General features: G+C 71.3%; 24 protein-coding genes. 14 read left to right on the forward strand and 10 right to left on the reverse strand.

Annotation, left to right across the window (positions count from 1 at the left end; translation table 11 throughout):
* Window positions 1–257: 257 nt before the first annotated feature.
* A complete protein-coding gene (locus tag AB0E05_RS16910) occupies window positions 258–1,022 on the reverse strand; it encodes a GntR family transcriptional regulator (protein WP_361963973.1) in 765 nt (254 codons plus the stop codon).
* Between the two features lie 451 nt (window positions 1,023–1,473).
* On the opposite strand from AB0E05_RS16910, the gene AB0E05_RS16915 reads away from it, so the two are divergent.
* The 6 genes from AB0E05_RS16915 to AB0E05_RS16940 all read left to right on the forward strand — a co-directional run bounded on the left by AB0E05_RS16915 (window position 1,474) and on the right by AB0E05_RS16940 (window position 9,281).
* Complete coding sequence (locus AB0E05_RS16915) at window positions 1,474–2,748, forward strand: extracellular solute-binding protein (RefSeq protein ID WP_361963975.1); 1,275 nt, start codon at window positions 1,474–1,476, stop codon at window positions 2,746–2,748.
* 90 nt (window positions 2,749–2,838) lie between these two features.
* The gene (locus AB0E05_RS16920) at window positions 2,839–3,816 is read left to right on the forward strand and encodes a sugar ABC transporter permease (protein WP_361963977.1); all 978 of its coding nucleotides are present in this window, start codon (window positions 2,839–2,841) and stop codon (window positions 3,814–3,816) included.
* Window positions 3,813–4,643 (forward strand): carbohydrate ABC transporter permease, encoded by an 831-nt coding sequence (locus tag AB0E05_RS16925; protein ID WP_361963979.1) that lies wholly within the window; start codon window positions 3,813–3,815, stop codon window positions 4,641–4,643. Before AB0E05_RS16920 ends, AB0E05_RS16925 begins: the two co-directional genes overlap by 4 nt.
* A 6-nt stretch (window positions 4,644–4,649) precedes the next feature.
* On the forward strand, window positions 4,650–6,239 hold the full coding sequence (locus AB0E05_RS16930) for a glycoside hydrolase family 3 N-terminal domain-containing protein (protein ID WP_361963981.1): 1,590 nt from the start codon (window positions 4,650–4,652) through the stop codon (window positions 6,237–6,239).
* A gap of 188 nt (window positions 6,240–6,427) precedes the next feature.
* On the forward strand, window positions 6,428–7,450 hold the full coding sequence (locus tag AB0E05_RS16935; RefSeq protein ID WP_361964329.1) for an SIS domain-containing protein: 1,023 nt from the start codon (window positions 6,428–6,430) through the stop codon (window positions 7,448–7,450).
* Between the two features lie 355 nt (window positions 7,451–7,805).
* Window positions 7,806–9,281, forward strand: coding sequence for a histidine kinase N-terminal domain-containing protein (locus AB0E05_RS16940; RefSeq protein ID WP_361964331.1), 1,476 nt, complete (start codon window positions 7,806–7,808; stop codon window positions 9,279–9,281).
* A gap of 174 nt (window positions 9,282–9,455) precedes the next feature.
* Here the strand turns inward: AB0E05_RS16940 and AB0E05_RS16945 are convergent, their stop codons facing one another.
* Together AB0E05_RS16945 and AB0E05_RS16950 are read right to left on the reverse strand one after the other, a co-directional pair.
* On the reverse strand, window positions 9,456–9,713 hold the full coding sequence (locus AB0E05_RS16945; protein ID WP_003953983.1) for a WhiB family transcriptional regulator: 258 nt from the start codon (window positions 9,711–9,713) through the stop codon (window positions 9,456–9,458).
* Window positions 9,714–10,033: 320 nt separating this feature from the next.
* Complete coding sequence (locus AB0E05_RS16950; RefSeq protein ID WP_361963983.1) at window positions 10,034–11,002, reverse strand: diacylglycerol kinase family protein; 969 nt, start codon at window positions 11,000–11,002, stop codon at window positions 10,034–10,036.
* Window positions 11,003–11,163: 161 nt separating this feature from the next.
* Here AB0E05_RS16950 and AB0E05_RS16955 point away from each other — a divergent pair, with 161 nt between their 5' ends.
* The gene (locus AB0E05_RS16955; protein WP_361963985.1) at window positions 11,164–11,571 is read left to right on the forward strand and encodes a hypothetical protein; all 408 of its coding nucleotides are present in this window, start codon (window positions 11,164–11,166) and stop codon (window positions 11,569–11,571) included.
* 55 nt (window positions 11,572–11,626) lie between these two features.
* Here AB0E05_RS16955 and AB0E05_RS16960 read toward each other — a convergent pair whose 3' ends face one another.
* The 3 genes from AB0E05_RS16960 to AB0E05_RS16970 form a co-directional block, all read right to left on the reverse strand.
* On the reverse strand, window positions 11,627–12,823 hold the full coding sequence (locus tag AB0E05_RS16960; RefSeq protein WP_361963987.1) for an RNA polymerase sigma factor SigF: 1,197 nt from the start codon (window positions 12,821–12,823) through the stop codon (window positions 11,627–11,629).
* Window positions 12,820–13,233 (reverse strand): anti-sigma regulatory factor, encoded by a 414-nt coding sequence (locus AB0E05_RS16965; RefSeq protein ID WP_361529373.1) that lies wholly within the window; start codon window positions 13,231–13,233, stop codon window positions 12,820–12,822. Before AB0E05_RS16965 ends, AB0E05_RS16960 begins: the two co-directional genes overlap by 4 nt.
* A gap of 544 nt (window positions 13,234–13,777) precedes the next feature.
* Window positions 13,778–14,038 carry a UBP-type zinc finger domain-containing protein gene (locus AB0E05_RS16970; RefSeq protein ID WP_361963990.1) on the reverse strand — a complete coding sequence of 87 codons (261 nt, stop codon included), beginning with the start codon at window positions 14,036–14,038 and terminating at the stop codon, window positions 13,778–13,780.
* A gap of 146 nt (window positions 14,039–14,184) precedes the next feature.
* Between AB0E05_RS16970 and AB0E05_RS16975 the strand changes: the two genes are divergently transcribed.
* Window positions 14,185–15,783: a Na+/H+ antiporter gene (locus AB0E05_RS16975; protein WP_361963992.1), complete on the forward strand. Its 1,599-nt coding sequence runs from the start codon at window positions 14,185–14,187 to the stop codon at window positions 15,781–15,783.
* Here the strand turns inward: AB0E05_RS16975 and AB0E05_RS16980 are convergent.
* Window positions 15,762–16,772 (reverse strand): pyridoxal-phosphate dependent enzyme, encoded by a 1,011-nt coding sequence (locus AB0E05_RS16980; protein WP_361963994.1) that lies wholly within the window; start codon window positions 16,770–16,772, stop codon window positions 15,762–15,764. The two genes, AB0E05_RS16975 and AB0E05_RS16980, sit on opposite strands and share 22 nt — an antisense overlap.
* 109 nt (window positions 16,773–16,881) lie before the next feature.
* A complete protein-coding gene (locus AB0E05_RS16985; protein ID WP_361963996.1) occupies window positions 16,882–17,472 on the reverse strand; it encodes an N-acetylmuramoyl-L-alanine amidase in 591 nt (196 codons plus the stop codon).
* Window positions 17,473–17,837: 365 nt separating this feature from the next.
* Here AB0E05_RS16985 and AB0E05_RS16990 point away from each other — a divergent pair, with 365 nt between their 5' ends.
* The 4 genes from AB0E05_RS16990 to AB0E05_RS17005 all read left to right on the forward strand — a co-directional run bounded on the left by AB0E05_RS16990 (window position 17,838) and on the right by AB0E05_RS17005 (window position 21,380).
* On the forward strand, window positions 17,838–19,280 hold the full coding sequence (locus tag AB0E05_RS16990; protein ID WP_361963998.1) for a family 2B encapsulin nanocompartment shell protein: 1,443 nt from the start codon (window positions 17,838–17,840) through the stop codon (window positions 19,278–19,280).
* Between the two features lie 55 nt (window positions 19,281–19,335).
* Entirely contained in the window at window positions 19,336–20,385 is a 1,050-nt protein-coding gene (locus AB0E05_RS16995) for a family 2 encapsulin nanocompartment cargo protein polyprenyl transferase (protein ID WP_361964333.1), read from the forward strand.
* Between the two features lie 101 nt (window positions 20,386–20,486).
* Window positions 20,487–20,801 (forward strand): hypothetical protein, encoded by a 315-nt coding sequence (locus AB0E05_RS17000; RefSeq protein WP_361964000.1) that lies wholly within the window; start codon window positions 20,487–20,489, stop codon window positions 20,799–20,801.
* A gap of 138 nt (window positions 20,802–20,939) precedes the next feature.
* Entirely contained in the window at window positions 20,940–21,380 is a 441-nt protein-coding gene (locus AB0E05_RS17005; protein ID WP_361964002.1) for a DUF6304 family protein, read from the forward strand.
* A 118-nt stretch (window positions 21,381–21,498) separates the two neighbouring features.
* Here AB0E05_RS17005 and snpA read toward each other — a convergent pair whose 3' ends face one another.
* Window positions 21,499–22,143: a snapalysin gene (gene snpA, locus AB0E05_RS17010; protein WP_361964004.1), complete on the reverse strand. Its 645-nt coding sequence runs from the start codon at window positions 22,141–22,143 to the stop codon at window positions 21,499–21,501.
* A gap of 254 nt (window positions 22,144–22,397) precedes the next feature.
* Between snpA and AB0E05_RS17015 the strand changes: the two genes are divergently transcribed.
* A complete protein-coding gene (locus AB0E05_RS17015) occupies window positions 22,398–23,357 on the forward strand; it encodes a LysR family transcriptional regulator (RefSeq protein WP_361964006.1) in 960 nt (319 codons plus the stop codon).
* 9 nt (window positions 23,358–23,366) lie between these two features.
* Here AB0E05_RS17015 and AB0E05_RS17020 read toward each other — a convergent pair whose 3' ends face one another.
* A complete protein-coding gene (locus AB0E05_RS17020; protein WP_361964008.1) occupies window positions 23,367–23,912 on the reverse strand; it encodes an NUDIX hydrolase in 546 nt (181 codons plus the stop codon).
* A 147-nt stretch (window positions 23,913–24,059) separates the two neighbouring features.
* Between AB0E05_RS17020 and AB0E05_RS17025 the strand changes: the two genes are divergently transcribed.
* Window positions 24,060–24,530 (forward strand): hypothetical protein, encoded by a 471-nt coding sequence (locus AB0E05_RS17025; RefSeq protein ID WP_361964010.1) that lies wholly within the window; start codon window positions 24,060–24,062, stop codon window positions 24,528–24,530.
* Window positions 24,531–24,535 lie beyond the last annotated feature (5 nt).

The raw sequence follows: 24,535 nt of genomic DNA on the forward strand, positions 1-24,535 counted from the left end.
GGGCGGCGAAACAGGGGCGCGGGGAACTGCGCGAACAACCGCAACGCATCCGCGGAGACCGATGCTCCCGCAGGAATCCGGCGAGTGTGTCTCAGGGCTCTGGGCCCACGTCCTTCGGGCGCAGGAGCGGAACTGCGTGACAAGCCCGGCGCCGGGCCGCGGAGACCAGCCGGCCCGCAGGGAAGCGGCGGATGTGTCACGGTGCGCGCAGCGCGAAGCCCCCCGGTGCGCCGGGGGGCTTCGAAGACAAGGTGCGGCTAGTCCTGGGGGCGGCGGAGTCTCGCCACGAACTTGTAGCGGTCGCCGCGGTACACCGACCGCACCCACTCCACCGGCTCGCCGCGCTCGTCCAGCGAATGGCGCGAGAGCATCAGCATCGGCAGGCCCACGTCCGTACCCAGCAGCCCCGCCTCCCGCGGGGTCGCCAGGGAGGTCTCGATCGTCTCCTCCGCCTCCGCGAGGTGGACGTCGTACACCTCCGCCAGCGCGGTGTACAGCGAGGTGTACTTCACCAGGCTGCGCCGCAGCGCCGGGAAGCGCTTCGCCGACAGGTGCGTCGTCTCGATCGCCATCGGCTCGCCGCTCGCCAGCCGCAGCCGCTCGATCCGCAGCACCCGACCGCCGGTGGTGATGTCGAGCAGCCCGGCGAGGGTGTCGTCCGCGGTGACGTAGCCGATGTCCAGCAGCTGGGACGTCGGTTCCAGCCCCTGGGCCTTCATGTCCTCCGTGTACGAGGTCAGTTGCAGCGCCTGGGAGACCTTGGGCTTGGCGACGAACGTCCCCTTGCCCTGGATGCGCTCCAGCCGGCCCTCGACGACCAGCTCCTGGAGGGCCTGGCGCACCGTGGTGCGCGAGGTGTCGAACTCGGCCGCGAGCGTGCGTTCCGGGGGCACGGGAGTGCCCGGCGGCAGGGTCTCCGTCATGTCGAGGAGGTGTCGCTTCAGGCGGTAGTACTTGGGTACGCGTGCCGTGCGGGTCTGCGTCCCGCCCTCGGTCTCCGTACCCACCCCGTCCGTCGTCATGGCCCGCCTTCCCGACTCCTGCGCTTGCGCTGCTGCCGTCACCGGCTCCTCCGTCTGTCGCGGCTCACATCGTGGCACGGGCCGGTCCCGGGGAGTGACCCTCGTCGTCCCCGGCTTCCTGCCAGGTCGTGTTCCTGGCACCGTTCCAGGCGACACCACTGCTTCTTATACACCGTGGGCACTAGGGTTGGTCTAGTCCATGTCGCCGGGCGGAACGCGGGGCGGGAGAGCGGCCGAACCCTGCCCGGATCATGCCCAGATGTCGTTCCGGTAACGGACTGGATAGGCAGGTTTATCGAGCCTTGACAGCCCTAAAGGTCTAGGCCAAGCTCCCGGTACTGGTCTAAACCATTAAAGACCAGGTCCCAGCCCCAGGCAGTAGTACTTCGCGTATGACGTACGTGTGGCTTCGTGGTGGGCGGGGGTGGCAGGCATCCCTTAGGAGGGTGGCGTGAAGCGCAAGCTCATCGCGGCGATCGGCGTCGCGGGCATGTTGGTCAGCATTGCTGCGTGCGGTTCGGACAACGAGAAGGACGAAGGCTCCAGCGACCCGGCGGACTTCAAGGGCAAGACCCTGACGTTCTGGGCCATGGACGGGTCCACGCCCGACCAGTGGCTCAAGGATCTCACGACTGAGTTCGAGCAGAAGACCGGCGCCAAGCTGAAGTTCGAAGAGCAGCAGTGGACCGGCATCCAGCCGAAGCTCACCACCGCGCTCTCCGAGGACAACCCGCCGGACGTCTTCGAGATCGGCAACACCCAGACCTCTGCGTACGCCAAGAGCGGCGGCCTCGCCGACCTGGCCGAGGTCAAGGACGCGGTGGGCAAGGACTGGGCCGCCAACTTCAACGAGGGCGCGCAGTTCGAGGGCAAGCAGTACGCCGTGCCGTGGTGGTTCGCCAACCGCGTCGTCCTCTACAACAAGAAGATCTTCGCCGAGGCCGGCATCGCCGCGCCGCCGAAGACCCGCGCCGAGTTCTACGCCGCGCTCGACAAGATCAAGGCCAAGGGCAAGGAGCCGATCTACCTGCCCGGCCAGAACTGGTACCACTTCGTCGGCCTCGTCATCGGTCAGGGCGGCGAGCTGGTGAAGAAGGACGGCGACAAGTACGTCTCCAACCTCGGGGACCCGAAGGTCGTCGCCGCGGCCGAGGAGTACAAGAAGCTCCAGTCGTACTCCCAGGCCCCCAAGGACAAGGACGAGGCCACCCCGCAGCAGGCCGAGATCTTCGCCAAGGGCAACACCGGCGCCTTCATCGGCATGGGCTGGGAGGCCGGTACGGCCGTCAAGGCCGACCCGAAGATCGAGAAGGACATCGGCTACTTCACCATTCCGGGTGAGACGGCCGACAAGCCCGAGGGCGTCTTCCTCGGCGGCTCGAACCTCGCCGTCGCCGAGGGCAGCAAGAACAAGGCGCTCGCCAAGGAGTTCCTGAAGCTGATCCTCTCCGACAAGTACATGGGCGGCCTGTCCAAGGCCAGCGGCGTCATCCCGAACAAGGAGTCGCTGAACTCCAACCTGACGGGCAACCCGGTGGCCGAGGCCGCCGCGCCGTCCGCCAAGGGCGGTGGCACCACCCCGCTGATCCCGGAGTGGGCCGCGGTCGAGAACGCGCCGAACCCGATCAAGACCTACCTGACCGCCGTGCTGAACGGTAAGTCGCCGGCGGACGCCGCCAAGCAGGTCGAGGGCGAGTTCAACAAGCGCCTGGCTCAGAAGCAGTAGTTCTGCTCGCGGCCGGGGCGGGGGCCGAAGACGCCCCCGCCCCGGCCGCCCACTGCGTTCCCCCCGGCGCCTAGTGAAGAGATGACGAGCATGACCGTGCAGACCGAAAGGCCGCCTTCAGGCCCGACGGAGGTATCGAAGGTCTCCGTCGAGGGCAAGGGCAAGCCCTCAGCGTCCCGAGGTGGCGCACTCCTGCCCTATCTGTTGATGCTTCCCGCGATCGGCGTGACGATCGTCGTCCTCGGGTGGCCGCTGTTCAACAACTTCCTGTTGTCGTTCCAGAACCTCAACATGAGACAGCTGATCCAGCGTCTCACCGAGTGGAACGGGGTCGACAACTACAAGGAGATCCTGACCGGCTCCGACTTCTGGCGGGTCACCGGCAGATCCCTGGTCTTCACGGGCGTCAACGTCCTGCTGATCATGGTGCTGGGCCTCCTCGTCGGTCTGCTGCTCGCCCGACTGGGCAAGCGGATGCGCTTCGCCCTGCTGATCGCGCTCGTCTTCGCCTGGGCCATGCCCGTCATCGCCTCCACCACCGTCTACCAGTGGCTCTTCGCCCAGCGCTTCGGCGTCGTCAACTGGGTCCTCGCCAAGATCGGCTTCGAGGGCATGGCGGACTACAACTGGTTCAGCAGCCAGCTCTCCACCTTCTTCGTGATCACCCTGCTGATCGTGTGGCAGTCGATCCCCTTCGTGGCGATCTACGTGTACTCCGCCACCACCACGATCCCGAAGGAGCTGTACGAGGCCGCGTCCCTGGACGGCGCCGGCATGTGGCGCAGCTTCACCTCCGTCACCCTGCCGTTCCTCAAGCCCTTCCTCCTGGCGACGACCTTCCTGGAGATCATCTGGGTCTTCAAGGCCCTGCCCCAGGTCCTCGCCATCAACCAGGGCGGTCCGGACCGACTGACCGAGATCCTGCCCGTGTACGCGTACGTCGAGGGCATCGGCAACCAGCACTACGGCATGGGCGCCGCCATTGCGATCCTCACGATCTTGATCCTGCTGTTCATCACGACGTTCCACCTGCGGATCGTTCTCAAGCAAGAGAAGGACGAGCGATGAAGCGTTCCCTGCTGGGCCGCGTGTGGCCCAACGTGACGGCCGTCCTGCTCTGCGTCGGCTTCGTGTTCCCCGTGTACTGGATGTTCGCCACCGCGTTCAAGAAGACGACGGACATCGTGGCGGACACCCCGGTGTGGATCCCGCTCGACCCGACGATCCAGCACTTCAAGGCCGCGATCGAGGCCGACCACTTCTGGACCCTGGTCCGCAACTCCTTCACGGTCACGATCCTCGCGGTGCTGTTCTCCCTGGCGATCGCGCTGGCCGCGTCCTTCGCCCTGGCCCGGATGAAGTTCAAGGGCCGCCGCGGATTCATCATCGGCTTCATGATCGCCCAGATGGCGCCCTGGGAAGTCATGGTGATCTCGCTCTACTTCATCACCCGCGACGCCGACATGCTCAACAGCCTGGTGCCGCTGACCATCTTCTACACGGTCTCCATCCTTCCCTTCACCCTCCTGACGCTGCGCGGCTTCGTCGCCGCCGTGCCCAAGGAGCTGGAGGAGTCCGCGATGGTCGACGGCTGCACCCGCGGACAGGCGTTCTTCAAGGTCATCCTGCCGCTGCTGGCTCCGGGCCTGATGTCCACCTCGATGTTCGGCTTCATCACCGCCTGGAACGAGTACGCGATCGTCCTGGTGCTCAACAAGGACGTGGAGTTCCAGACCCTGCCGCTGTGGCTGTCCAGCTTCCAGTCCGTCTTCGGCAGCAACTGGGGCGCCACCATGGCCGCGTCCTCGCTCTTCGCCATCCCGATCCTGATCCTCTTCGTCTTCCTCCAGCGGAAGGCGGTCTCGGGGCTCACCGACGGCGCAGTGAAGGGATAACGCGCGGTGACCACCACGACCAACCACCTCAGGACCACCGACCAGCTCAGTCGGGACGCGCTCACCGTCCTCCAGCCCGGCTTCGAGGGCACCACGGCCCCCGACTGGCTGCTGCGGCAGATCGCCGACGGACTCGGCGGCGTCGGACTCTTCGGCCGCAACATCACCACCCCCGAGCAGCTCACCGCGCTCAACGCCCGACTGCGGGCCGAGCGCGACGACCTCCTCGTCGCCATCGACGAGGAGAGCGGGGACGTCACCCGGCTGGAGGTGCGCGGCGGCTCGTCCTTCCCGGGGAACTACGCCCTCGGGACGGTCGACGACACCGGGCTGACCCGGGACGTCGCCCGTGAGCTGGGCCGCCGGCTCGCCGTCTGCGGCGTCGACTTCAACTGGGCGCCGTCCGCGGACGTCAACGCCAACCCGGACAACCCGGTCATCGGCGTCCGTTCCTTCGGCGCCGACGCGGCCCTCGCCGCCCGGCACACCGTGGCGTACGTCCAGGGCCTCCAGGACTCCGGCGTCGCCGCGTGCGTCAAGCACTTCCCCGGACACGGCGACACCAACGTCGACTCCCACCACGCGATGCCCCGCATCGACGTGGGTCTCGACACCCTGCACGCCCGCGACCTGCTGCCCTTCCGCGAGGCGATCGCGGCGGGCACCAAGGCCGTGATGAGCGCGCACATCCTGGTGCCGGTGCTCGACGCCGACCGGCCCGCCACCCTGAGCCCGCGGATCCTCACCGGACTGCTCCGCGAGGAACTGGGCTTCGACGGGCTGATCGTCACCGACGGCCTGGAGATGCAGGCGATCACCGCGACGTACGGCCTGGAGCGCGGGGCGGTCCTGGCGATCGCCGCGGGCGCCGACGCCATCTGCGTCGGCGGCGGGCTCGCGGACGAGGCGACCGTGGTGGCGCTGCGCGACGCGCTGGTCACCGCGGTACGGGACGGCGACCTGCCCGAGGAACGGCTGGCCGACGCGGCGGCGCGGGTCCGCGCCCTCGCCGACTGGGCGCGCAGGGCACGGGAGGCCGTCGCGGAGCCGGGCGCGGAAACGCAGGAGGGGACCGCGCCCGGCATCCGCTCCGACGGAGTCGATGTGGGGCTGGTCGCCGCGCGCCGCGCCGTCGCCGTCACGGCGGGGGAACGGCCGTACGAGCCCGTCACCGAGGCGCCGTACGTGGCGTCCTTCGCCGCCGAGGCGAACATCGCCGTCGGCGACGAGACGCCGTGGGGCGTGGTGGGCGAGCTGACCGCGCTGGTCCCGGACACCCGGGGCGACGCCTACACCCTTCAGGACGCCGCGAACGCTGCGAACGCCGACGGCGGCACGGAGAAGCTGGTCGGGGAAGTGCTGGCGGCTGCGGCAGACCGTAGGATCGTCGCAGTAGTACGTGATGTCCACCGCCACCCCTGGATGGCACGGGCACTGGACGCGCTGGTCGCGGCCCGGCCGGAGACGGTCGTCGTCGAGATGGGCGTCAACAGGTCACGGCCGAGGGGCGCGCTGCACATCGCGACCCATGGCGCCGCCCGCGTCTGCGGACGCGCCGCCGCCGAGGTCATCACCGGCAAGGGAGCGGGTGCCTGACCGACGCGGTCCGAGTGTTGTGCCGAGGGCCCCGGGGCTTTTGGGCGGGGGGTTCGACCCCGCCCCAAAGCCCCGGGGCCCCGGCGCACGGAACGCCTGTTGGAGGCCCCCAGATGCCTGCCCCTTCGCAGCAGCCGCCGGACCAGGCCGGCTCGCCGCACTCGGCCAGCGAGCGCCCCGGGCGGATCATGTCCGGCGAGATGGCGGAGCAGCCCGCCGTGCTGCGGCGCATCCTGGAGCAGGGTGCGCCGCGCATCCGTGAGACGGCCGCGGCGATCGCGGCGCGCGCACCCCGGTTCGTCCTGCTGACCGCGCGCGGCACGTCCGACAACGCGGCGCTGTACGCGAAGTACCTGCTGGAGATCCAGCTCGGCCTGCCGTGCGGGCTGACGTCCATGTCCACGACGACGGCGTACGGGGCCAAGCCCGACCTGCGGGACGTCCTCGTCATCACCGTCAGCCAGTCCGGCGGCTCGCCCGACCTGGTGGCGTCCACCCGGGCGGCCCGGGAGGCGGGCGCGGTGACGCTCGCGGTCACCAACAACCCGGACTCGCCGCTGGCCGCGGTCTCCGAGTTCCACATCGACGTCCTCGCCGGCCCCGAGAAGGCGCTGCCGGCCACCAAGACGTACACCGCGTCCCTGCTGGCGCTGTACCTCTTCGTCGAGGGGCTGCGGGGCGGCGACGGCGCGGCGGCCAAGGCACTGTCCGACCTCGCGGCGCAGGTCCTCGACCGCCAGGACGAGGTCCGCCAACTCGCCTCCCGCTACCGCTTCGCCGAACGCATGGTGATCACCTCGCGCGGCTACGGCTACCCCACGGCGAAGGAAGCCGCGCTCAAGCTCATGGAGACGAGCTACATCCCGGCCCTGTCGTACTCCGGCGCCGACCTGCTGCACGGCCCCCTCGCGATGGTCGACAACATCTCGCCCGTCATCGCGGTCGTCACCGACGGCAAGGGCGGCACGGCCCTCCAGCCCGTCCTGGACCGGCTGCGCGGCCGGGGCGCCGACCTGGTGGTGATCGGCCCCGCGGCGCAGGTCGCGGCGGCGTCCGCGGGCTTCGTGCTCCCCACGGACGGCCTCCCGGAGGAGCTCCAGCCGATCGTGGAGATCCTCCCGCTCCAACTGCTGGCCTACGAGGTCACCATCGCCCGCGGCCAGGACCCGGACGCCCCACGGGCCCTGGCGAAGGTCACCGAGACCCGCTGAGGCCGGGCCGGGGGCGGGAAAGGGGGGCTGGAAAAACCCGCGGGCCGCGGCGCCTGGCGGGACCCTCAACCCGCCCGGCACCGCAGCCCGGAGTGCTTCGGCCGGGCGAGTGTGCGGGCTCGCGCGGCCGTTGGGGAGGACGCGGCGCAGTCAGGGCAGAGAACGCCGGACCTCACTCCGCCCACCTGTGCGGGGAGGGCGGAAGCTCTTGATGCATTCATTGTGGACTAGACCATTCGCGGATGTCCATGCGTACGCCCGCACCAGTTTGAAGTCTCATCCGACCTCTCATCCCTGACTCACCGGCCTCTCATCCCCGCCGCCGGCCACAGGTACGCTCGCACACGTGCCCTCCATGAACGACCTCGTACGCCAGCACACCGCTCTCAGCGACTCGGACCTCGAATGGCTCCACCTGCTGGTCTCGGAGTGGCAGCTGCTCTCCGACCTCTCCTTCGCCGACCTCGTCCTGTGGGTGCCCACCCGGGACGGCGCCCGGTACGTCTCCGTCGCGCAGATGCGGCCCAACACCGGCCCGACCTCCTACCAGGACGACATGGTCGGACACCTGGTGCCCCGGGGCCGCCGTCCGCTGCTGGACGCAGCCCTCGACGAGGGCCGCATCGTGCGCGAGGGCGACCCCGAGTGGCGCGAGGAGGTGCCCGTGCGCGTGGAGTCCATCCCCGTGCGGCGCGAGGGCCGGGTGCTCGGCGTGATCGCCCGCAACACCAATCTGCTGACCGTCCGCACGCCCTCCCGGCTGGAGCTGACCTACCTCCAGTCCGCCTCCGACCTCGCGCAGATGATCGCCGCCGGAGCCTTCCCCTTCCAGGGGCAACAAGTCGACATGGACGCGTCCCCCCGCGTCGGCGACGGGCTGATCAGGCTGGACGCGGAGGGCGTCGTCCAGTACGCCAGCCCCAACGCCCTCTCCGCCTACCACCGCCTCGGCCTCGCCTCCGACCTCGTCGGACACCACCTCGGCCAGGTCACCGCCGAACTCGCCCCCTCCCGCGGACCGGTGGACGAGGCCATGGTCAAGCTCGCCAGCGGCTACGCGCCCCGGGAGACCGAGGTGGAGGGCAACGGCGGAGTGATCCAGCTGCGCACCATCCCGCTGCGCCCCAAGGGCGTCCGCATCGGCTCGCTCGTGCTGCTGCGGGATGTCACCGAACTGCGCCGCCGCGAGCGTGAGTTGATCACCAAGGACGCCACCATCCGGGAGATCCACCACCGGGTGAAGAACAACCTCCAGACCGTCGCGGCCCTGCTGCGCCTCCAGGCGCGCCGGATGGACTCCGTGCGCGGCCGGGAGGCCCTGAACGAGGCCGTGCGCCGGGTCGGCTCGATCGCCATCGTCCATGAGACGCTGTCCCAGAATCTGGACGAGCGGGTCGAGTTCGACGAGATCGCCGACCGGGTCATCGCGATGGTGGCGGAGATCTCACCCGGCAAGGTCGACTGCCGGCGCACCGGCCGGTTCGGCATCCTCGACGCGGAGGTCGCCACCCCGCTCTCCATGGTGCTCACCGAAGTCCTCCAGAACGCCCTGGAGCACGCCTTCCCGGCGGGGGAGCGGGGTGCCGTGGAGGTGTCCGCGGTGCGCGGCGAGACCCGCGCCGACAGCCGGCTGCTGATCACCGTGCAGGACGACGGCCGCGGTCTGCCCGAGGGCTTCGACGCCCACCGCGCCGGCAACCTCGGCCTCCAGATCGTCCGGACGCTGGTGGAGGGGGAGTTGGGCGGCACCTTCGACATGCTTCCGGTGCCGGAGCCCGGCCGCGGCACGCGCGTCGTCCTCGACGTACCGGTGCGCGCACAGAAGAAGTGACGGCGCCGCGGCGGACGTGACTTCGGGCACAGCAGCGAGCCCCGGAACGTTTCGAGAGACGTTCCGGGGCTCGAATGCTGTGGGTCGTTGCTCCTGCGCGCTGCGGTTCGGGGGCGGTGAGTGCGTACGCGCTGTACGCGCCGCCCGGTTGCCTCAGGCTTGTCGCGGTGGCGGTCAGGCGCTGGCGTTGCGCGCCCGGTTGCGGGCGGCGCGGCGCTTCATCGCGCGGCGCTCGTCCTCGCTGAGGCCACCCCAGACGCCGGAGTCCTGGCCGGACTCAAGCGCCCACTGCAGGCACTGCTCCATGACGGGGCAGCGACGGCAGACGGCCTTGGCTTCCTCGATCTGCAGCAGCGCAGGACCGGTGTTGCCGATGGGGAAGAAGAGCTCGGGGTCTTCCTCGCGGCAAACGGCGTTGTGACGCCAGTCCATGGCTGCTACCTCTCCTTGGTATGACATGCGGGTGCTTGTGAATGTGAACGCTTTCACGAATCCCCCCGCGAGGGAAGGGCGATCGCCAACATCAGATCGACGAAGGTCCAGGCTTCAGGGGAGGGGTTCTGGCGATCTGCGGGCCGAGGTCTTGCGGGCCGTCCCGATCGCCATGAAGAGATTCGCAAACCTCGGCGGCGGATACAACCCCTTCCGGAAAGTTTTTTTTGATTCCTCGGTGTCGACTAGGTCACAGCCGTACTTCCATGGGGTGGATCGCAGTCCGTACGTTCGAGATAAAGGTCGTACGGCCCTTCTACTCACACAATCACACGCAGTGCACGGCGTACGCCTGTGAACGTCACGCTCGTCCGCAGCCCGAGGTGGTCTCCGTCCATCTGAAAGGGGAGCGGAACCTTTGAATTCAAGGTGAAGTCATCCATGTCGTGGACCGTCGTGGCGTGCTTGCCGTGGGGGCCCCGTTCGGGCGTCGACATCAGCAGCTGGGAGGCGTAACGGGTGACCGCGGCGGTGGACAGCCGGGAGAGTCCGAGCACGTCCAGACCGGTGTCGAAGGAGGCCCGGGGGGAGACGTAGATCGGGCGATTGCCCAGGTAGGTCCAGGGAGAGGTGTTCGCGACTATGGAGACCACGAGGTCGGTCACCGGGTCGGCGCCGGGTCGGCGCAGCTCGATCGTGCCCTGCCGACGGTGCGGGTAGCGCAGGAACTGGCGCACCACCTGCCGTACGTAAAGAGGATGCGTCGAACGCTTTCCCAGTTCCCGCTGTTGTTCGACCCGTCCGATCACGCTGGCGTCGAAACCGAATCCGGCGCAGAAGGTGAACCAGCGTTCCGGCACGCCTTCGTCGGCGGTGCCCTTGGTGCCGGAGGCGAGACCCAGTCCGACCGTTCGTTCGCTCTTGCGGTTCAGCGCGTCCAAAATCGCGCCGGTCGCCTCGACGGCGTCGTTCGGCAGACCGAGCGCGCGGGCGAAGACGTTCGTGGAACCGCCGGGCACGACGGCGAGCAGCGGCAACCGGTCCGGCTCGGGGCCGTCGTGGAGCAGTCCGTTGACGACTTCGTTGACGGTGCCGTCACCGCCGAGGGCGACGACGAGGTCCACCTCGCCCGACTCCGCCGCCTGCCGCGCCAGGTCCCGGCCGTGGCCGCGGTACTCCGTCGTCACCGCGTCCAACTTCATCTCGCTGGCGAGCGCGTGGATCAATACGTCGCGCGTACGAGCACTGGTGGTGGTTGCTGCCGGGTTGACCACGAGGAGTGCACGCATGGGGTGCAGCGTACCCAGCGGGGAGTGCCGGTCCACCCCGGACCCCTCGCAGCCCCCTCGCACCGGTCCGTACGCGGGTGTGCGCGCCGGTCCCCGCGCGGGCCGGTCGTCGGGCGGGGCCGGCGGATCGACCGGCCGGCCGCGGCGGCTACCCTGGCGGGGTGAGTGATGCGCCGAGCCCCCGCCCCGCCCGTCTGACGGCCGCCGCAGCGACGTCCGGTCTGGAAGGGCTGGCGCTGGTCGCGTACGGCGTCTACATGCTCGTGATGGGGCTCCTGGGCCGGCCGGACAGCCCGTCCCAGGCCGAGATGGGCGGGCTCACCATGATCGCCCTGGGTGCGCTGCCGCTGGTCGCGGCGCGCGGGCTGCTGCTCCAGCGCAGCTGGAGCCGCGGGCCCGCGCTGATCACGCATCTGATGGCGCTGATCCCCGCGTGGACGCTGCTGAGGTCGACCGGTGCGCTGATCCCGGTCGGGATGGTGCTCGCGGTGGTCGCGGTCTCCGGTCTGGTGCTGCTGGTGAACCCGGCGACGACCCAGGCGCTCGGCATCCGCGGCCCGCAGCGCTGACGCGCCCCGGGAGGCCAGGGCCTTCAGCACCCTCCTGAACGCCCGGGGGCGTTCGTCACTCCTCCACGAGCAGCTTCTCCCGCAGCTGCGCCAAGGTCCGCGCCAGCAGGCGCGAGACGTGCATCTGGGAGATGCCGACCTCCTGCGCGATCTGCGACTGGGTCATGTTGCCGAAGAAGCGCAGCAGCAGGATCCGCTTCTCCCGCGGCGGCAGGTCCTCCAGCAGCGGCTTCAGCGACTCGCGGTACTCGACGCCCTCCAGGGCCTCGTCCTCCGCGCCGAGGGTGTCGGCGACCGCCGGGGACTCGTCGTCCGTGTCGGGGACGTCCAGGGACAGCGTGGAGTACGCGTTCGCCGACTCCAGGCCCTCCAGGACCTCCTCCTCCGAGATGCTCAGCCGCTCGGCCAGCTCGTGGACCGTGGGGGAGCGGCCGTGCTGCTGGGACAGCTCCGCGGTCGCCGTCGTCAGGGCGAGCCGCAGCTCCTGGAGGCGGCGGGGCACCCGCACCGCCCAGCCCTTGTCCCGGAAGTGCCGCTTGATCTCGCCGACGACGGTGGGGGTGGCGTAGGTGGAGAACTCGACGCCGCGCTCCGGGTCGAACCGGTCCACGGACTTGATCAGGCCGATCGTCGCGACCTGGGTCAGGTCGTCCAGGGGCTCGCCGCGGTTGCGGAACCGGCGGGCCAGGTGCTCGACCAGCGGGAGGTGCATCCGCACCAGTCGATTGCGCAGCTCGGCGCGCTCGGGGGAGCCGTCGGGCAGCTTGCGCAGCTCGACGAAGAGGGCGCGCGCGCCACCGCGGTCCTGCCCGCCGTTCCGCTGCTCGTTCCGGTGTTCGTTCGGGCTCTCGCGCCGCTCGTCCGGGTCGCGCCGGTCGTCAGCTGCGCCGTGGTCGTGGTCGTGGTCCGGTCGGCTGTCGTGCGCCTGCTCTTGCTGCTCGCTCATGTGGTCCGCCCTCGCCCCGGGCTCCGCCGCAATGGCAGCCCCCGCCTCCTGCTCCGCCGCGGCCCCTCGGCCGCTCGGTTCCGCACCGTCGGGCACCTCGCCATTGAGCACCTCGACGTGGGGTCCTTCGACCGGGAGCGGTCGGACCTGCTGTCCGGGGATGCCGGGGACCGCGGGCTGCCCGTCCCGCCGCCCCTGCCGTGCCCCGTCCGCCCGCCCGTCCTGCTGCGCGTCCGGCCGTCCGTCCCGATCCGTGTCCCGTACCGGACCGTCCTCGTCCCACACCGGACCGTCCCCGTTCCTCACGCCGGCCCGGGTCCCGCGCCGCGCTGTTTGTACAGGCTGATGGAGACCGTGCGGTCGTCGGCCACCGACGAGTTCACCTTGCCGGCGAGCGCGGAGAGCACCGTCCAGGCGAAGGTGTCGCGCTCGGGGGCCCGGCCGTCGGTCGTCGGTGCGGAGACCGTGACCTCCAGGGAGTCGTCGATGAGCCGGAACACGCAGCTCAGGACCGAGCCGGGAACGGCCTGCTGGAGCAGGATCGCGCACGCCTCGTCGACTGCGATCCGCAGATCCTCGATCTCGTCGAGGGTGAAGTCCAAGCGCGCTGCGAGACCGGCGGTGGCCGTACGCAGCACGGACAGATAGGCACCCGCAGCGGGCAGCCGGACTTCCACGAAGTCCTGGGTCCCGGGCTCACCTGCGATCTGGGACACCCTCACCTCCAAGGTGACACAAGCTCTTTCGGGGCCGCGGGAGGAAGGTCCCGGGGCCGTCGGTTACGCGGTCCGGTACGAAGACCGGTCGACTTCCGCGCGCAGCCGGTACCGGCCCGGCGACGCTATCGCGATCCATGGTGCCCTGTCGCAGGGCCCCCTATGGTCACTGTCACTCATGGTAGGCATATGAGTACACACAGTGGCTAGAGGTCTGCGGGACGCAATTCCAGGCGGCCGGTGAAGGGTTGACGTACCCATGTGACGGGCGCACCAACCCGCGGTTTCACCGTGCGGCGAGCTGCGCGGTTGCGCCTGCGGCCCGGCGGTGGGCCTGTCGCGCAGTTCCCCGCGCCCCTCAAGGCCCTGCCCCGCAGGTGAACGACGAGGTGGGCGAATCAGGGGCGCGGGGAACTGCGCGACAAGCCACCCACCAGCCGGTGGAGACCAACGTTCCCGCAGAGAAACGGCGGCCATGTCCAGCGGCGCACGGAGTGCGACCTGCAACGACGCGTCAGGGCGCACCCCGACTTTCCGGCCCGCCCTACACCAGCGAGGCGTCCACGAAGCACCAGCGCCAGTCCTCGCCGGGCTCGAAGCTCCGCATCACGGGGTGACCGGTCTCCCTGAAGTGCGCGCTCGCGTGCCGCAGCGGGGACGAGTCGCAGCACCCCACGTGACCGCAGACCAGGCAGAGCCGTAGGTGTACGGGTTGCGTCCCGGCGATCACGCACTCGGGGCAGGTTTCGGACTGCGCGGCCGGCTCCGGGCGGGGCAGAGCCGCAGTGTGCGGGCACTCGCTCATGATGGCCAGGTTACGGCGGATGCGCCGCCCCTTCGCGTCGAGCGACGGGCGGTCCGGCGGGTCCGGTCCGCGGGTCCGGTCCGGTCGGGGACCGGCGGCGGCCAGGCCGGGTGCGGGCGGCGTCGCGGGCGGCAGGAGGAGCGCGGATGGAAGCACTGCCACTGGTGGCACTGATCGCGGCCAGCGCCGCGGTCGCCGGGGCGGCCCGGCGGACCCCCGTCCCCGCCCCGCTGCTGCTCGTCGCGGTGGGGCTGCTCGCCGGCTACCTGCCCGGGGTCCCCGACTACACCCTCGATCCGCACGTCGTACTCCCGCTGGTGCTGCCGCCCCTGCTGCACATGGCCGCGCTGGACAGCTCGTACCTCGACCTACGGGCCAACGTCCGCCCGGTCGCCCTGCTGTCCATCGGCTACGTCCTGTTCGCCACGCTCGCCGTCGGCTGGCTGACCCACCTGCTGATCCCGCAGCTCCCGCTGACCGCGGCGCTGGTGCTGGGCGCGATCGTCGCGCCGCCGGACGCGGTCGCCGCCACCGCCATCGCCCGCAAGCTGGGGCTGCCCAACCGGATCACCACGATCCTCCAGGGCGAGTCCCTGGTGAACGACGCCACCGCGATCACCGCGTACCGGGTCGCGGTCGCGGCGGCCGTCGGGGAGGGCGTGACCTGGGCGGAGGGCATTGCCGAGTTCGCCCTCGCCGCGCTCGGCGGCGTCGGCGTCGGACTGCTGCTGATGGTCCCCATCCACTGGCTGCGCACCCATCTGAAGGAGCCGCTGCTCCAGAACACCCTGTCGCTGCTGATCCCCTTCGTCGCGTACGCGGCGGCCGAGCAGGTCCACGCGTCCGGGGTGCTGGCGGTGGTCGTGGTCGGGCTCTACCTGGGGCACAGGTCCTGGCAGGTCGACTTCGCCACCCGGCTCCAGGAGGGCGCGGTGTGGCGGATGGTCGCCTTCGTCCTGGAGTCCGCGGTCTTCGCGCTGATCGGCCTCCAACTGCCCTACGTCCTCAAGGGGCTCGGGCACTACGGCGTCGGCCAGGCCCTCGGGTACGCGGTCGGGGTCTTCGTGTTCGTGGTCGTGGTGCGGTTCGTCTGGGTCTTCCCGGCGACGTTCCTGCCGCGGCGGGCGTCGCCCCGGATCAGGGAGCGGGAGCCCGAGGTGGACTGGAAGGCGCCGACGGTCGTGGGCTGGGCCGGGATGCGCGGGGTGGTCTCGCTGGCGATCGCGTTCTCCGTACCGCTGACCACGGCGGCCGGGGACCCCTTTCCGTCCCGGAACCTGGTGCTCTTCCTGACCTTCACCACGGTGATCGGGACGCTGGTGGTGCAGGGGTTGACGCTGCCGGCGCTGATCAGGGCGCTGCGGCTGCCGCAGCGCGACGCGTACGCGGAGACGCTCGCCGAGGCGCAGGCGCAGAGCGAGGCGTCCGCGGCGGCCGACCGGCGCCTGGAGGAGCTGCTGGCGGATCCGCGCAACGCCCTGCCGGAGCCCCTGGCGGACCGGTTGCGGACGGTGATGGAGCGCCGGCGGAACTCGGTCTGGGAGCGGCTGGGGACGGTGAACGAGGAGACCGGGGAGTCCGCCGACGACACCTACCGCAGGCTGACCCGGGAGATGATCGGCACGGAGCGGGAGGTCTTCGTACGGCTGCGGGACGAGCGGCGCATCGACGACGAGATGATGCGCACGCTGCTGTTCCGGCTGGACCTGGAGGAGGCGGCGGCCTATCGCGAGGGCGACGACTGATCCGCGTCCCGCGAGCGCTCCCCTTCCCGCTGCGGACGGCCGGCGGGGCCGCGGGCTCCGGTGACGGCGGCGGGGTCGGGGTCGGGGGCGCCGGTGACGACGGCGGCGACGCTCGTCCCCGGCCGGAAGGCGCCCTCAGCCACGAGCGCGGTCAAACCGTGCAGCATTTTGGCCACATACAGTCGCTCCAGGGGCAGTCCGTGGCGCGTTTCGAACTCGTCAGCGAATCGATGGACCTCGGCCGGTATACGGGCGTATCCGCCGCCGTGGAAGCGGTCGTCCAAGGACCAGTCGCCGCGGCGGCCCCCGAAGGCGTCCCGCTGCAAGCGTTCCACGTCGGCGGTGAGGAAACCGCCCTTGAGCACCGGGAAGCCGACGGCCCGCTGCCCGGGGGCGAGCCCCGCGGCCAGCCCCGCGACGGTGCCCCCGGTGCCGCAGGCCACGGCGACGACGTCCGCCGCGCCCCGAAGCTCCCGGCCCAGGTCGGCGCAGCCGCGGGCGGCGAGCGCGTTGCTCCCGCCTTCCGGCACCACGTACACCGAGTCCGGTATCCCGCCGGCGGTGGCGATCACGCGCGCCACCACCGCCGGGTCGGCCTTCGCCCGGTAGGTCGTGCGGTCCACGAAGACCAGCCGCATCCCGTCCGCCGCGCAGCGGGCCAGCGAGTCGTTCAAGGGACGGTCCGCGAGCTCGTGGCCGCGGACCACGCCTATGGTGACCACGCCGAGCAGGCGGCCCGCGGCGGCCGTGGCCCGGAGGTGGTTCGAGAACGCGCCGCCGAAGGTCAGCAGCGGGCGGCCGGCCGCTGCCGTGAGGTTCGGCGTCAGCTTCCGCCACTTGTTGCCCGGCAGGTCGGGGTGGATCAGGTCGTCCCGCTTGAGCAGCAGGCGGACGCCACGGCGGGCGAAGCGCTCGTCCTCGACCGGCTGCAGCGGCGACGGCAGCCGGGGCCGCAGGGCGGCGGCGGGATCGAACACCTGTGGCGACATGGATCCCATTGTGGCCCCGGGGTCCGACAACGGCCCCCGGGCGACCGCCCCGGCCCCGCGACCCGGCTTCCTTCAGCCGTGCTACGTCAGTCGTGCTACGTCAGGCGTGCTACTTCAGGCGGTCGTGGATGCGGGAGCGCATCGCGTCCATGGTGAAGCCCCGGGGGTCGACCTTCCCCGGCTGCCACTCCAGGTGCCCGATCACCGAGCGCGAGTTCCAGCCGTGCACCCGGCAGATCGCGGCGGACGCCTTCTCGATGGCCTCCAACTGGGCCTCGGGCCAGGGGTCCTTGCCGTCGCCGAGGTTCTCGCACTCGAAGCCGTAGAAGTGTCGGTTCCCGTCGGTGTTGGCCTCGTTGTCCGAGGGGAGCGCCTTCTCGGCGATGACCGCGCGCAGCACGTCGTCGTCGCCGAGCCCGGCGTGGTTGGCCCGACCGTAGCCGACGAGGTGGACGGTGCCGTCCTTGGCGATGACGCCGTGGCAGAGGGGGCCCGGCAGGTCGGGGCGGCCGTCCCGGCACAGGGCGACCGTCAGGGCCGTCCCCTTCGTGACCGTGTGGTGGATCATCACGCCGTGCACCGGCCCCCAGGGGCCCTTGTGGTTGCGGTTGTGCGTGCGCCACTCACCGACCTGGACGACCCTGAGCCCTTCGTCCTGCAGCGCTTCGAGGAACCGGCTGGCGGACATGGGTGAGGACATGGCGACTCCCTGGAGGTACGAGGAGAGGAGGGGTTTTTGGGGATGGGTCGGGACAAGAGGTTGGGGATGAGGTACGGAGAATTCCGTATCGGCCTACCTACCCCGGCCGGACGGCCCCGCCGGCTGTTCGGAACGTGTGCGATCCGATCCGGTCAGCTCTGATCACCCCACCTGGCGGATTGCCAAATTCCGCGGGATATGCCCCGCCGGAGCTGATCCAGTCCCATCAATTCGTGTAATGGCGCCGGCACTTCATGCGCTGAAACGCTCTCTCCACGCAGGTCAGGCGGCGCTCGCCGGGAGTCTTCGGGTCCCGGGGCGGCGGTGTGTCCTGCGGCTGTCACGCAAGATCGAGAGGAAGTCCTATGTCCGTTGGTTCGGTTGGTTCGGGCGGTTTCGTCGGCGCTGCGGGCGACGAGGTCCGCGAGCCGCGGGCGCCGGAGCAGCAGAGCCTCGGTACGGCCGCCGCGCGGAACCTGGCGACCACCACCAAGTCCGTGCCGCAGATGCAGGAGATCACCTCCCGGTGGCTGCTGCGGACGCTGCCGTGGGTGGAGGTCCAGGGCGGCACCTACCGGGTCAACCGTCGCTTGACGTACGCGGTGGGCGACGGCCGGGTGACCTTCGTGCAGACCGGTGACCGGGTCGCCGTCGTCCCCGCCGAGCTGGGCGAGCTGCCGGCCCTGCGGGAGTACGGGGACGAGAGCGCGCTCGCCGAGCTGGCCGGCCGCTGCGTGCAGCGGGAGTACGCGGCCGGGCAGGTCATCGCCGCCGCCGGGACACCGACGAACCGGGTCTTCCTGCTGGCCCACGGCCGGGTCGAGCGGGTCGGCTCCGGGCCGTACGGGGACGAGGCGGTGCTCGACGCGCTCGCCGACGGCGCGTACTTCGGCGAGGGCGCGCTCGTCGCCGCCGACGCCACCTGGGACCACTCCGTCCGGGCGGCCACCGCCTGCACCGTCCTGGAGCTGAGCCGGGCCGACGTGCTGGGCCTCGCGGACCGGGTGGAGTCGCTCGCCGCGCACCTGGCCGCCTTCGCCGCCGTGCCGAGGCAGCGGACGAACAAGCACGGCGAAGCCGCGATCGACCTGTCCGCGGGCCACGTCGGCGAGGCGGTCGTGCCGCACACCTTCGTGGACTACGAGGCGTCGCCGCGCGAGTACGAACTGAGCGTCGCCCAGACCGTGCTGAAGGTCCACAGCCGGGTGGCCGACCTCTTCAGCCAGCCCATGAACCAGACCGAGCAGCAGTTGCGGCTGACGGTTCAGGCGCTGCGGGAGCGCCAGGAGGACGAGCTGGTCAACAACCGGGAGTTCGGCCTCCTGGCGAACTGCGACCACGGGCAGCGGATCCAGCCGCACGCGGGCGCACCGACCCCCGACGACCTGGACGAACTGCTCTCCCGCCGGCGCGGGTCGCGGCTGTTCCTCGCCCACCCGCGGGCCATCGCCGCGTTCGGGCGCGAGTGCAACAGCCGCGGGCTGGTGCCGCAGACCGTGGAGGTCGGCGGGCACCACCTGCCGTCCTGGCGCGGGGTGCCGATCTACCCGTGCAACAAGATCCCCATCACCGGGTCCGGGACGACGTCCATCCTGTGCATGCGGACGGGCGAGTCCGAGCAGGGCGTGGTCGGGCTGCACCAGATCGGCATCCCGGACGAGATCGAGCCCGCCCTCTCCGTGCGCTTTATGGGCATCGACGAGCAGGCGATCATCTCGTACCTGGTCACGGCGTACTACTCCGCGGCGATCTTGGTGCCGGACGCGCTGGGGGTGCTGGAGAACGTGGAGGTGGGCCGGTGGGGCTGAGCGCCGAGGGGCAAGCGGGTCGTCGATCCACCGGGGAAAGGACCGCTCATTGACCATGTCGGAGGCCGTCGGGGCCCGGGAGGCCGCGGCCCTGCTGGAACGCACCCGTGAACTGGTCGACCCGCGGCTGCGGGCGGCCGTGGGGACGCTGCCCCGCTCGCTGCGGCGGGTCGCGGCGTACCACTTCGGTTGGGAGGACCACGAGCCCGGGGCCGGCGCGCCCGCCGCGCCCGGTGCGGGTTTGGCGGGCAAGGCGATCAGGCCGGCCCTGGTCCTGGCCGCGGCGGACGCGTTCGGCGGGCCGGCGGAGCCCGCGGTCGGGGCCGCGGCGGCCGTGGAACTGGTCCACAACTTCACCCTGCTCCACGACGACGTGATCGACGAGGACGCGACCCGCAGGCACCGCGCCACCGCCTGGGCCGTCTTCGGCACCGCGGACGCCATCGTCACCGGTGACGCGGTGCTCGCCCTCGCGCACCGACTGCTGGCCGCGGACGCCCACCCGGCGGCGGTCGAGGCCGCGGACCGGCTGGCGGCCTGCGTGATCGAGCTGTGCGCGGGCCAGCAGGCGGACTGCGCCTTCGAGGAGCGCGCCCCCGAGGAGGTCCTGCTCGACGAGTGCCTGACCATGGCGACCGCGAAGACGGGCGCGCTGCTGGGGTGCTCCTGCGCGATCGGGGCGCTGTACGCCGGCGCGGGGCCGGAGGAGGCCGCGGCCATGGATGCCTTCGGGCGCGAGGCCGGGCTCGCCTTCCAGCTCATCGACGACCTGATCGGGATCTGGGGCGATCCGGGGCGCACCGGCAAACCGGCCGGCGCCGACCTCGCCGCGCACAAGAAGTCCCTGCCGGTGGTGGCCGCGCTCACCTCCGGTACGCCGGCGGGCGCGGAGCTGGCGGAGCTGTACCGGGGGCCCCTGACCGGGGCGGCGGTGGCGCGCGCGGCGGACGCCGTCGACCGGGCCGGCGGCCGTGACTGGGCGCAGGAGCAGGCGTCGGACCGGATGGCGCGGGCGGTCCACGAGCTGTCGCGGGCCGTGCCGGACCTGGCGGCGGCGGGCGATCTGCTGGCGCTGGCGGAGTTCGTCACGCGCCGCAACCGCTGAGCGACGCGGGCGGGGCCGGCGGCCCGGGGGGCGACCCGAGTGGGCGAACGGGGCGCACCGCCGGGCTGCCCGCTCCCCGTACCCCGCTCTATCCTGGGGTCATGGGCAGCCATGGACGTCGGACCGTCCGCAGCCCGCAGGTGGAGCTCCGGAGCCCGCAGGCGAAGTTCCGGTGCCCGGCGTGCGGCCGGCCTGTCGGTACCGTCATCAAGCGACGCAAGACCCTCGGGGCGTTCGTCCCCTTCTGGGGGCCCGGCCCCTGCCACCACCGTGCGTGCGAGCGGTACGTGCCGCCCGAGGAGATCGAGGGCGCGGAAGGCGCCGGGGGCGCCGCCGGCGCGGAGGGTTCTGCGGGCGCTGCGGGCTCCCGCAAGCCGCCGGGCGCGGGCCCCGACACCTCCGTCGGCACGGCCTGACCGCACCCGGAGTTCACCTCCGCATCCGGCTGGGGACGGGCCCGGACCGAACGGTTCCGGAACGTTGCCGGGGCCGAACGCGCCGTTCAGGCATCCCTGATGTACGCCCCCGTCCGCCGTAGCGCTACAGTCCGCGCCATGTCATCGGAGTCGACTGAAGTCTGGGCGGGCTGGTACCGGGATCGGCGGGGCGCGGAAGCCGTCACGATCGCGGCGCGCGGACGTCAACTGTGCACGCGCATCAGGGGTGTTGAGTACGAGGGTGCGACATTTGCCGCGCTGGAGGCCATAGGGGCCGAGGGGCTGCTCTCGTCCTGCGTACTGGAGTGGGACATGCCGCTCCCCGTCCATGCCGAGGGCGCGGTCCAGCGGGCCACGCTCAGCTGTCTGTTGACGCTCGGCGAGCCGCGCCCCGACGGCTCGTTGGACCGGGCCGACCTGAACCTGACGCTGCACTACGGCGGGGCCGCGTTCGAGGCCGGGGTGGCCGGGGGCGACTTCGACGACGCGCTCGACCGGCTCCAGCGGCTGTTGCCGCACGGTGCGGAGCTGGGGGTGCTCACGCCGGCGGACGCCTGACGCGGAGCGCGCCGGGCGCGCGTTGGAAGAGCTACGGGAGAGGGGCGCCCCGCCGATGGTTTCGGCGGGACGCCCCTCCTTTGCCCTTCAGTCCCGGGGCTGAGGGCCGGTCAGCTCATCAGCCGTTGGCCCAGAGCTGGTTGACCCGGGAACGCTCGGCGCTGTTCGGGGTGTCGTTCTGACAGGACGGGCCGGGGCCGCCGCCCGACATCAATTCGCTGCACGGGCCCCTGTAGTTGTCGCGCAGGCCGAGGACGTGCCCGGTCTCGTGCGAGGTGACGCGGTTGGAGTTGTAGGTCTGGTTCTGGCGGTAGTCGAGGAAGATGTAGCCGCGGCCGTGGCCGTCGGTGCTGGCGTACGAGCCGCGCGGGTCGTTGCCCTCGCGGTAGGTGAAGCTGGGGCTGCCGCCCTCGCGCAGCTGCACGTTGGTGACGGTGCTGTTCCACACCTGGGTGCTGCGGGCTATCTGGCTGCGGAAGGACGGCGCGCCGGCCGCACTGTAGTTGACCGTCACGACGCGCGCGTCCGGGTTGGCGGCGCGCTTCTCGGCGACGGCCTTCTGTACGGCCTGGATGAACGCCTCGGTCGCCCGGGCGTCCTCGCCGGACTTCTCGTACGCGGCCCAGCCGGCGGCGGCAGCGGCGGTGCTGGCCGCGGGTGCGGTGGACGCGACGGGGGCGGTGGCTGCGGTCGCCGGGGTGGCGAGCGCGGCGGCGAGTCCGATGCCGAGTGCGGTGGCGAGGACGGTTCGGGGGTGACGCATGGGGGGCTCCTACTCGTCCGTTGAGCGGTTCGGTACGGCCGAGTTTCGGGGAACCACCCCTGGTTGGGATGATGCCAACCCCCGATAACGCCGACGCATCACCCGGGGCGTCCCGGTTGTCCGGTTGTTGCATGCTCATGTCATCAATCCGGGTTTGAGGGTTCCGTTTTCTCGGGCGGTGTCGTCCTCATCCGTCCCGCTGTGCCCGGACTATGCGTCTGGTGCGGCAGTTGGCGCGGTCCTACTCTCCAACCATGGAGCTAGAGGTGAGACACCTCCGCGCCCTGTGCGCCATCGCGGATGCCGGCAGCCTGCACAAGGCGGCCCGGCAACTCGGTGTCAGCCAGCCGTCGCTGACGACCCAACTCCGCCGCATCGAGAACTCCCTCGGCACCGAGCTCTTCGCGCGCGAGCGCTCCGGCTGCCGGCCCACCCCCGTGGGACGCGCCGTGCTGAGCCGGGCGCGCCCCCTGCTGGCCGAGATGAGCGCCCTGGTGGCCGAGGCCAAGTCGGCCGCCGCGCGGGCGGGCGGACCCCGGCTGCGGATCGGCTCCACCGCGAGCCGCGCCCTGCCCGGCTGGCTCGGCAGGTTGCGCCGCCGACTGCCCGGCACCGACATCTCCCTGCACGTGGACGTCTCGCCGAACTCCCTGCTCAAGCTGGTCGCGGCCGGACAGCTCGACGTCGCCTTCGTGCATGAGGTGGAGGGCTGCCCGCTGGTGCTGCCCGAGGGGCTGTCCGTACGCGTCCTGGTGGAACGGGAACCGCAGTTCGTCTCCATGGCGCGCCACCACCCGGCCGCCGACGCCGCCGTCGTGGAACTCGCCGACCTGGCCGACGACCGCTGGATCGTCGACCCCACGGTGGACGGCGAGTGGGAGGGCGTGCGCCGGGTGCTGTTCGCCGCCGGCATCGACCCGCCGCTGCTGCACGGCGACTACCACACCGCCGCCGCGCTGATCGCCGTCGGCGAGGCCGTCGCCCCCTGCCAGCCCACCTCCGACCCGCGTGGCGACATGGCGATCCGCCCCCTGCGCGGCGACCCCCTGGCCGTACGGCTGCTGCTGTGCTCCCGCGCCGGCGCGCAGGAGGTGGCCGAGGGGGCGTACGTGGACCTGGCGGAGGCGTACCGGGAAGTCGCCGCTGGCGCCGCGGCGTACCGCCAGTGGCTACGCCACCACGGCAGCCCGCTGCTCGCGGTGCCGGCCGCGTAAACGGGCCCCTTAAGTCCGCGGCCCCGCCGTCGCCTCGTCGAGGAGGACGTACAGCAGCGCGTTCAGGCTGGCGCCGCTGACGATCTCGCGGCGGTCGATCATCCCCCGGACCTCCGCGAGCGGGATCCACTCGATGCGGTCGGCCTCGTTCACCTCGACGGGCGGGCCGGTGTACGTGGCGCCGTCGGCGCGGAAGAAGTGGTGCTCCGAGTCCGTGATGCCGTTCGCGGGCTGCGCGTACAGCAGCGGCTTCAGCGCCTCCACCCGCCAGCCGGTCTCCTCCTCCACCTCCCGCGCCGCGGTCTCCTCCGGCGACTCGCCCTCCTCGATCAGCCCCATGGGCAACTCCCAGCCCCAGGTGTCCGTCACGAACCGGTGGCGCCACATCATCAGCACCCGCTTCCGGTCGTCCACGACGGCGGCGACCGCGAGGTGCCGCATCCGGACGACGTGGTGCTCGAACCGGAGGCCGTCCGGCTGCTGCACGTCCGCGAGCCAGAGATTGACCCAGAGGTTGGCGTAGATCTGCCGTTCGCCGTGAACGGTCCACTGCATGCGTCTGCTCCTTGCTGGCGCGCCGCGAAGTCCCCCCACCCTCCCACCCTTGTGCTGGCCCACCTGCGCCTTCGCCCTTGGCTTCACCCGGAGGTGGCTTGTGAGGAGGGTTATGTACTGCGCGCCCGCATGGCACCATCCGGTGGCGTGGAGTGGGCGAGTCTGGTCGGTACGGGACTCGGGGCGGTCCTCGGAGTGGGGGCCACCTTGGTCGGCGAACACGTGCGTTGGCGGCGCACCGCCAGGGACAGCGGGCTCCAGGACCGCCGGAACCTGTACGCGGACTGCCTCGTCGCCTTCCGGACGGCGCACGAGGCCATGCGGTCGGCGGCGGACGAAGACCATCCGAACGCACAGGTGCGAGCGGTCAGGATCCGGCAGGCGTTCCTGCATTCGGGGTGCGACGGGGCGCGCGAGCGGCTGGCCCTCACGGCATCCCGCGAGGTGACGTCGACGATCGACGCCGCATACGTCACGCTGCGCGGGATCCATGAAGTGCTCGCCTCCGGCGCCACCGTGCCGACGCCGGAATCCCAAACTGCCAGGCAGGCGCACCGGGACACGACCGACGAGGCCCGCGCCGTCCTGCGAGGGGACTTGGGCGCTCTGGCTGACTGATCCAC

Source organism: Streptomyces sp. NPDC048057, assembly GCF_040653095.1.
Taxonomy (GTDB): Bacteria; Actinomycetota; Actinomycetes; order Streptomycetales; family Streptomycetaceae; genus Streptomyces.

Excerpts from the sequence above, each read along its gene's own strand:
- AB0E05_RS16910 (WP_361963973.1), bottom strand. The coding sequence starts at position 1,022 with ATGACGACGGACGGGGTGGGTACGGAGACCGAGGGCGGGACGCAGACC.
- AB0E05_RS16920 (WP_361963977.1), top strand. The coding sequence starts at position 2,839 with ATGACCGTGCAGACCGAAAGGCCGCCTTCAGGCCCGACGGAGGTATCG.
- AB0E05_RS16925 (WP_361963979.1), top strand. The coding sequence starts at position 3,813 with ATGAAGCGTTCCCTGCTGGGCCGCGTGTGGCCCAACGTGACGGCCGTC.
- AB0E05_RS16935 (WP_361964329.1), top strand. The coding sequence starts at position 6,428 with ATGTCCGGCGAGATGGCGGAGCAGCCCGCCGTGCTGCGGCGCATCCTG.
- AB0E05_RS16940 (WP_361964331.1), top strand. The coding sequence starts at position 7,806 with ATGAACGACCTCGTACGCCAGCACACCGCTCTCAGCGACTCGGACCTC.
- AB0E05_RS16945 (WP_003953983.1), bottom strand. The coding sequence starts at position 9,713 with ATGGACTGGCGTCACAACGCCGTTTGCCGCGAGGAAGACCCCGAGCTC.
- AB0E05_RS16950 (WP_361963983.1), bottom strand. The coding sequence starts at position 11,002 with ATGCGTGCACTCCTCGTGGTCAACCCGGCAGCAACCACCACCAGTGCT.
- AB0E05_RS16970 (WP_361963990.1), bottom strand. The coding sequence starts at position 14,038 with ATGAGCGAGTGCCCGCACACTGCGGCTCTGCCCCGCCCGGAGCCGGCC.
- AB0E05_RS16975 (WP_361963992.1), top strand. The coding sequence starts at position 14,185 with ATGGAAGCACTGCCACTGGTGGCACTGATCGCGGCCAGCGCCGCGGTC.
- AB0E05_RS16980 (WP_361963994.1), bottom strand. The coding sequence starts at position 16,772 with ATGTCGCCACAGGTGTTCGATCCCGCCGCCGCCCTGCGGCCCCGGCTG.
- AB0E05_RS16985 (WP_361963996.1), bottom strand. The coding sequence starts at position 17,472 with ATGTCCTCACCCATGTCCGCCAGCCGGTTCCTCGAAGCGCTGCAGGAC.
- AB0E05_RS16990 (WP_361963998.1), top strand. The coding sequence starts at position 17,838 with ATGTCCGTTGGTTCGGTTGGTTCGGGCGGTTTCGTCGGCGCTGCGGGC.
- AB0E05_RS16995 (WP_361964333.1), top strand. The coding sequence starts at position 19,336 with ATGTCGGAGGCCGTCGGGGCCCGGGAGGCCGCGGCCCTGCTGGAACGC.
- AB0E05_RS17000 (WP_361964000.1), top strand. The coding sequence starts at position 20,487 with ATGGGCAGCCATGGACGTCGGACCGTCCGCAGCCCGCAGGTGGAGCTC.
- AB0E05_RS17005 (WP_361964002.1), top strand. The coding sequence starts at position 20,940 with ATGTCATCGGAGTCGACTGAAGTCTGGGCGGGCTGGTACCGGGATCGG.
- snpA (WP_361964004.1), bottom strand. The coding sequence starts at position 22,143 with ATGCGTCACCCCCGAACCGTCCTCGCCACCGCACTCGGCATCGGACTC.
- AB0E05_RS17015 (WP_361964006.1), top strand. The coding sequence starts at position 22,398 with ATGGAGCTAGAGGTGAGACACCTCCGCGCCCTGTGCGCCATCGCGGAT.
- AB0E05_RS17020 (WP_361964008.1), bottom strand. The coding sequence starts at position 23,912 with ATGCAGTGGACCGTTCACGGCGAACGGCAGATCTACGCCAACCTCTGG.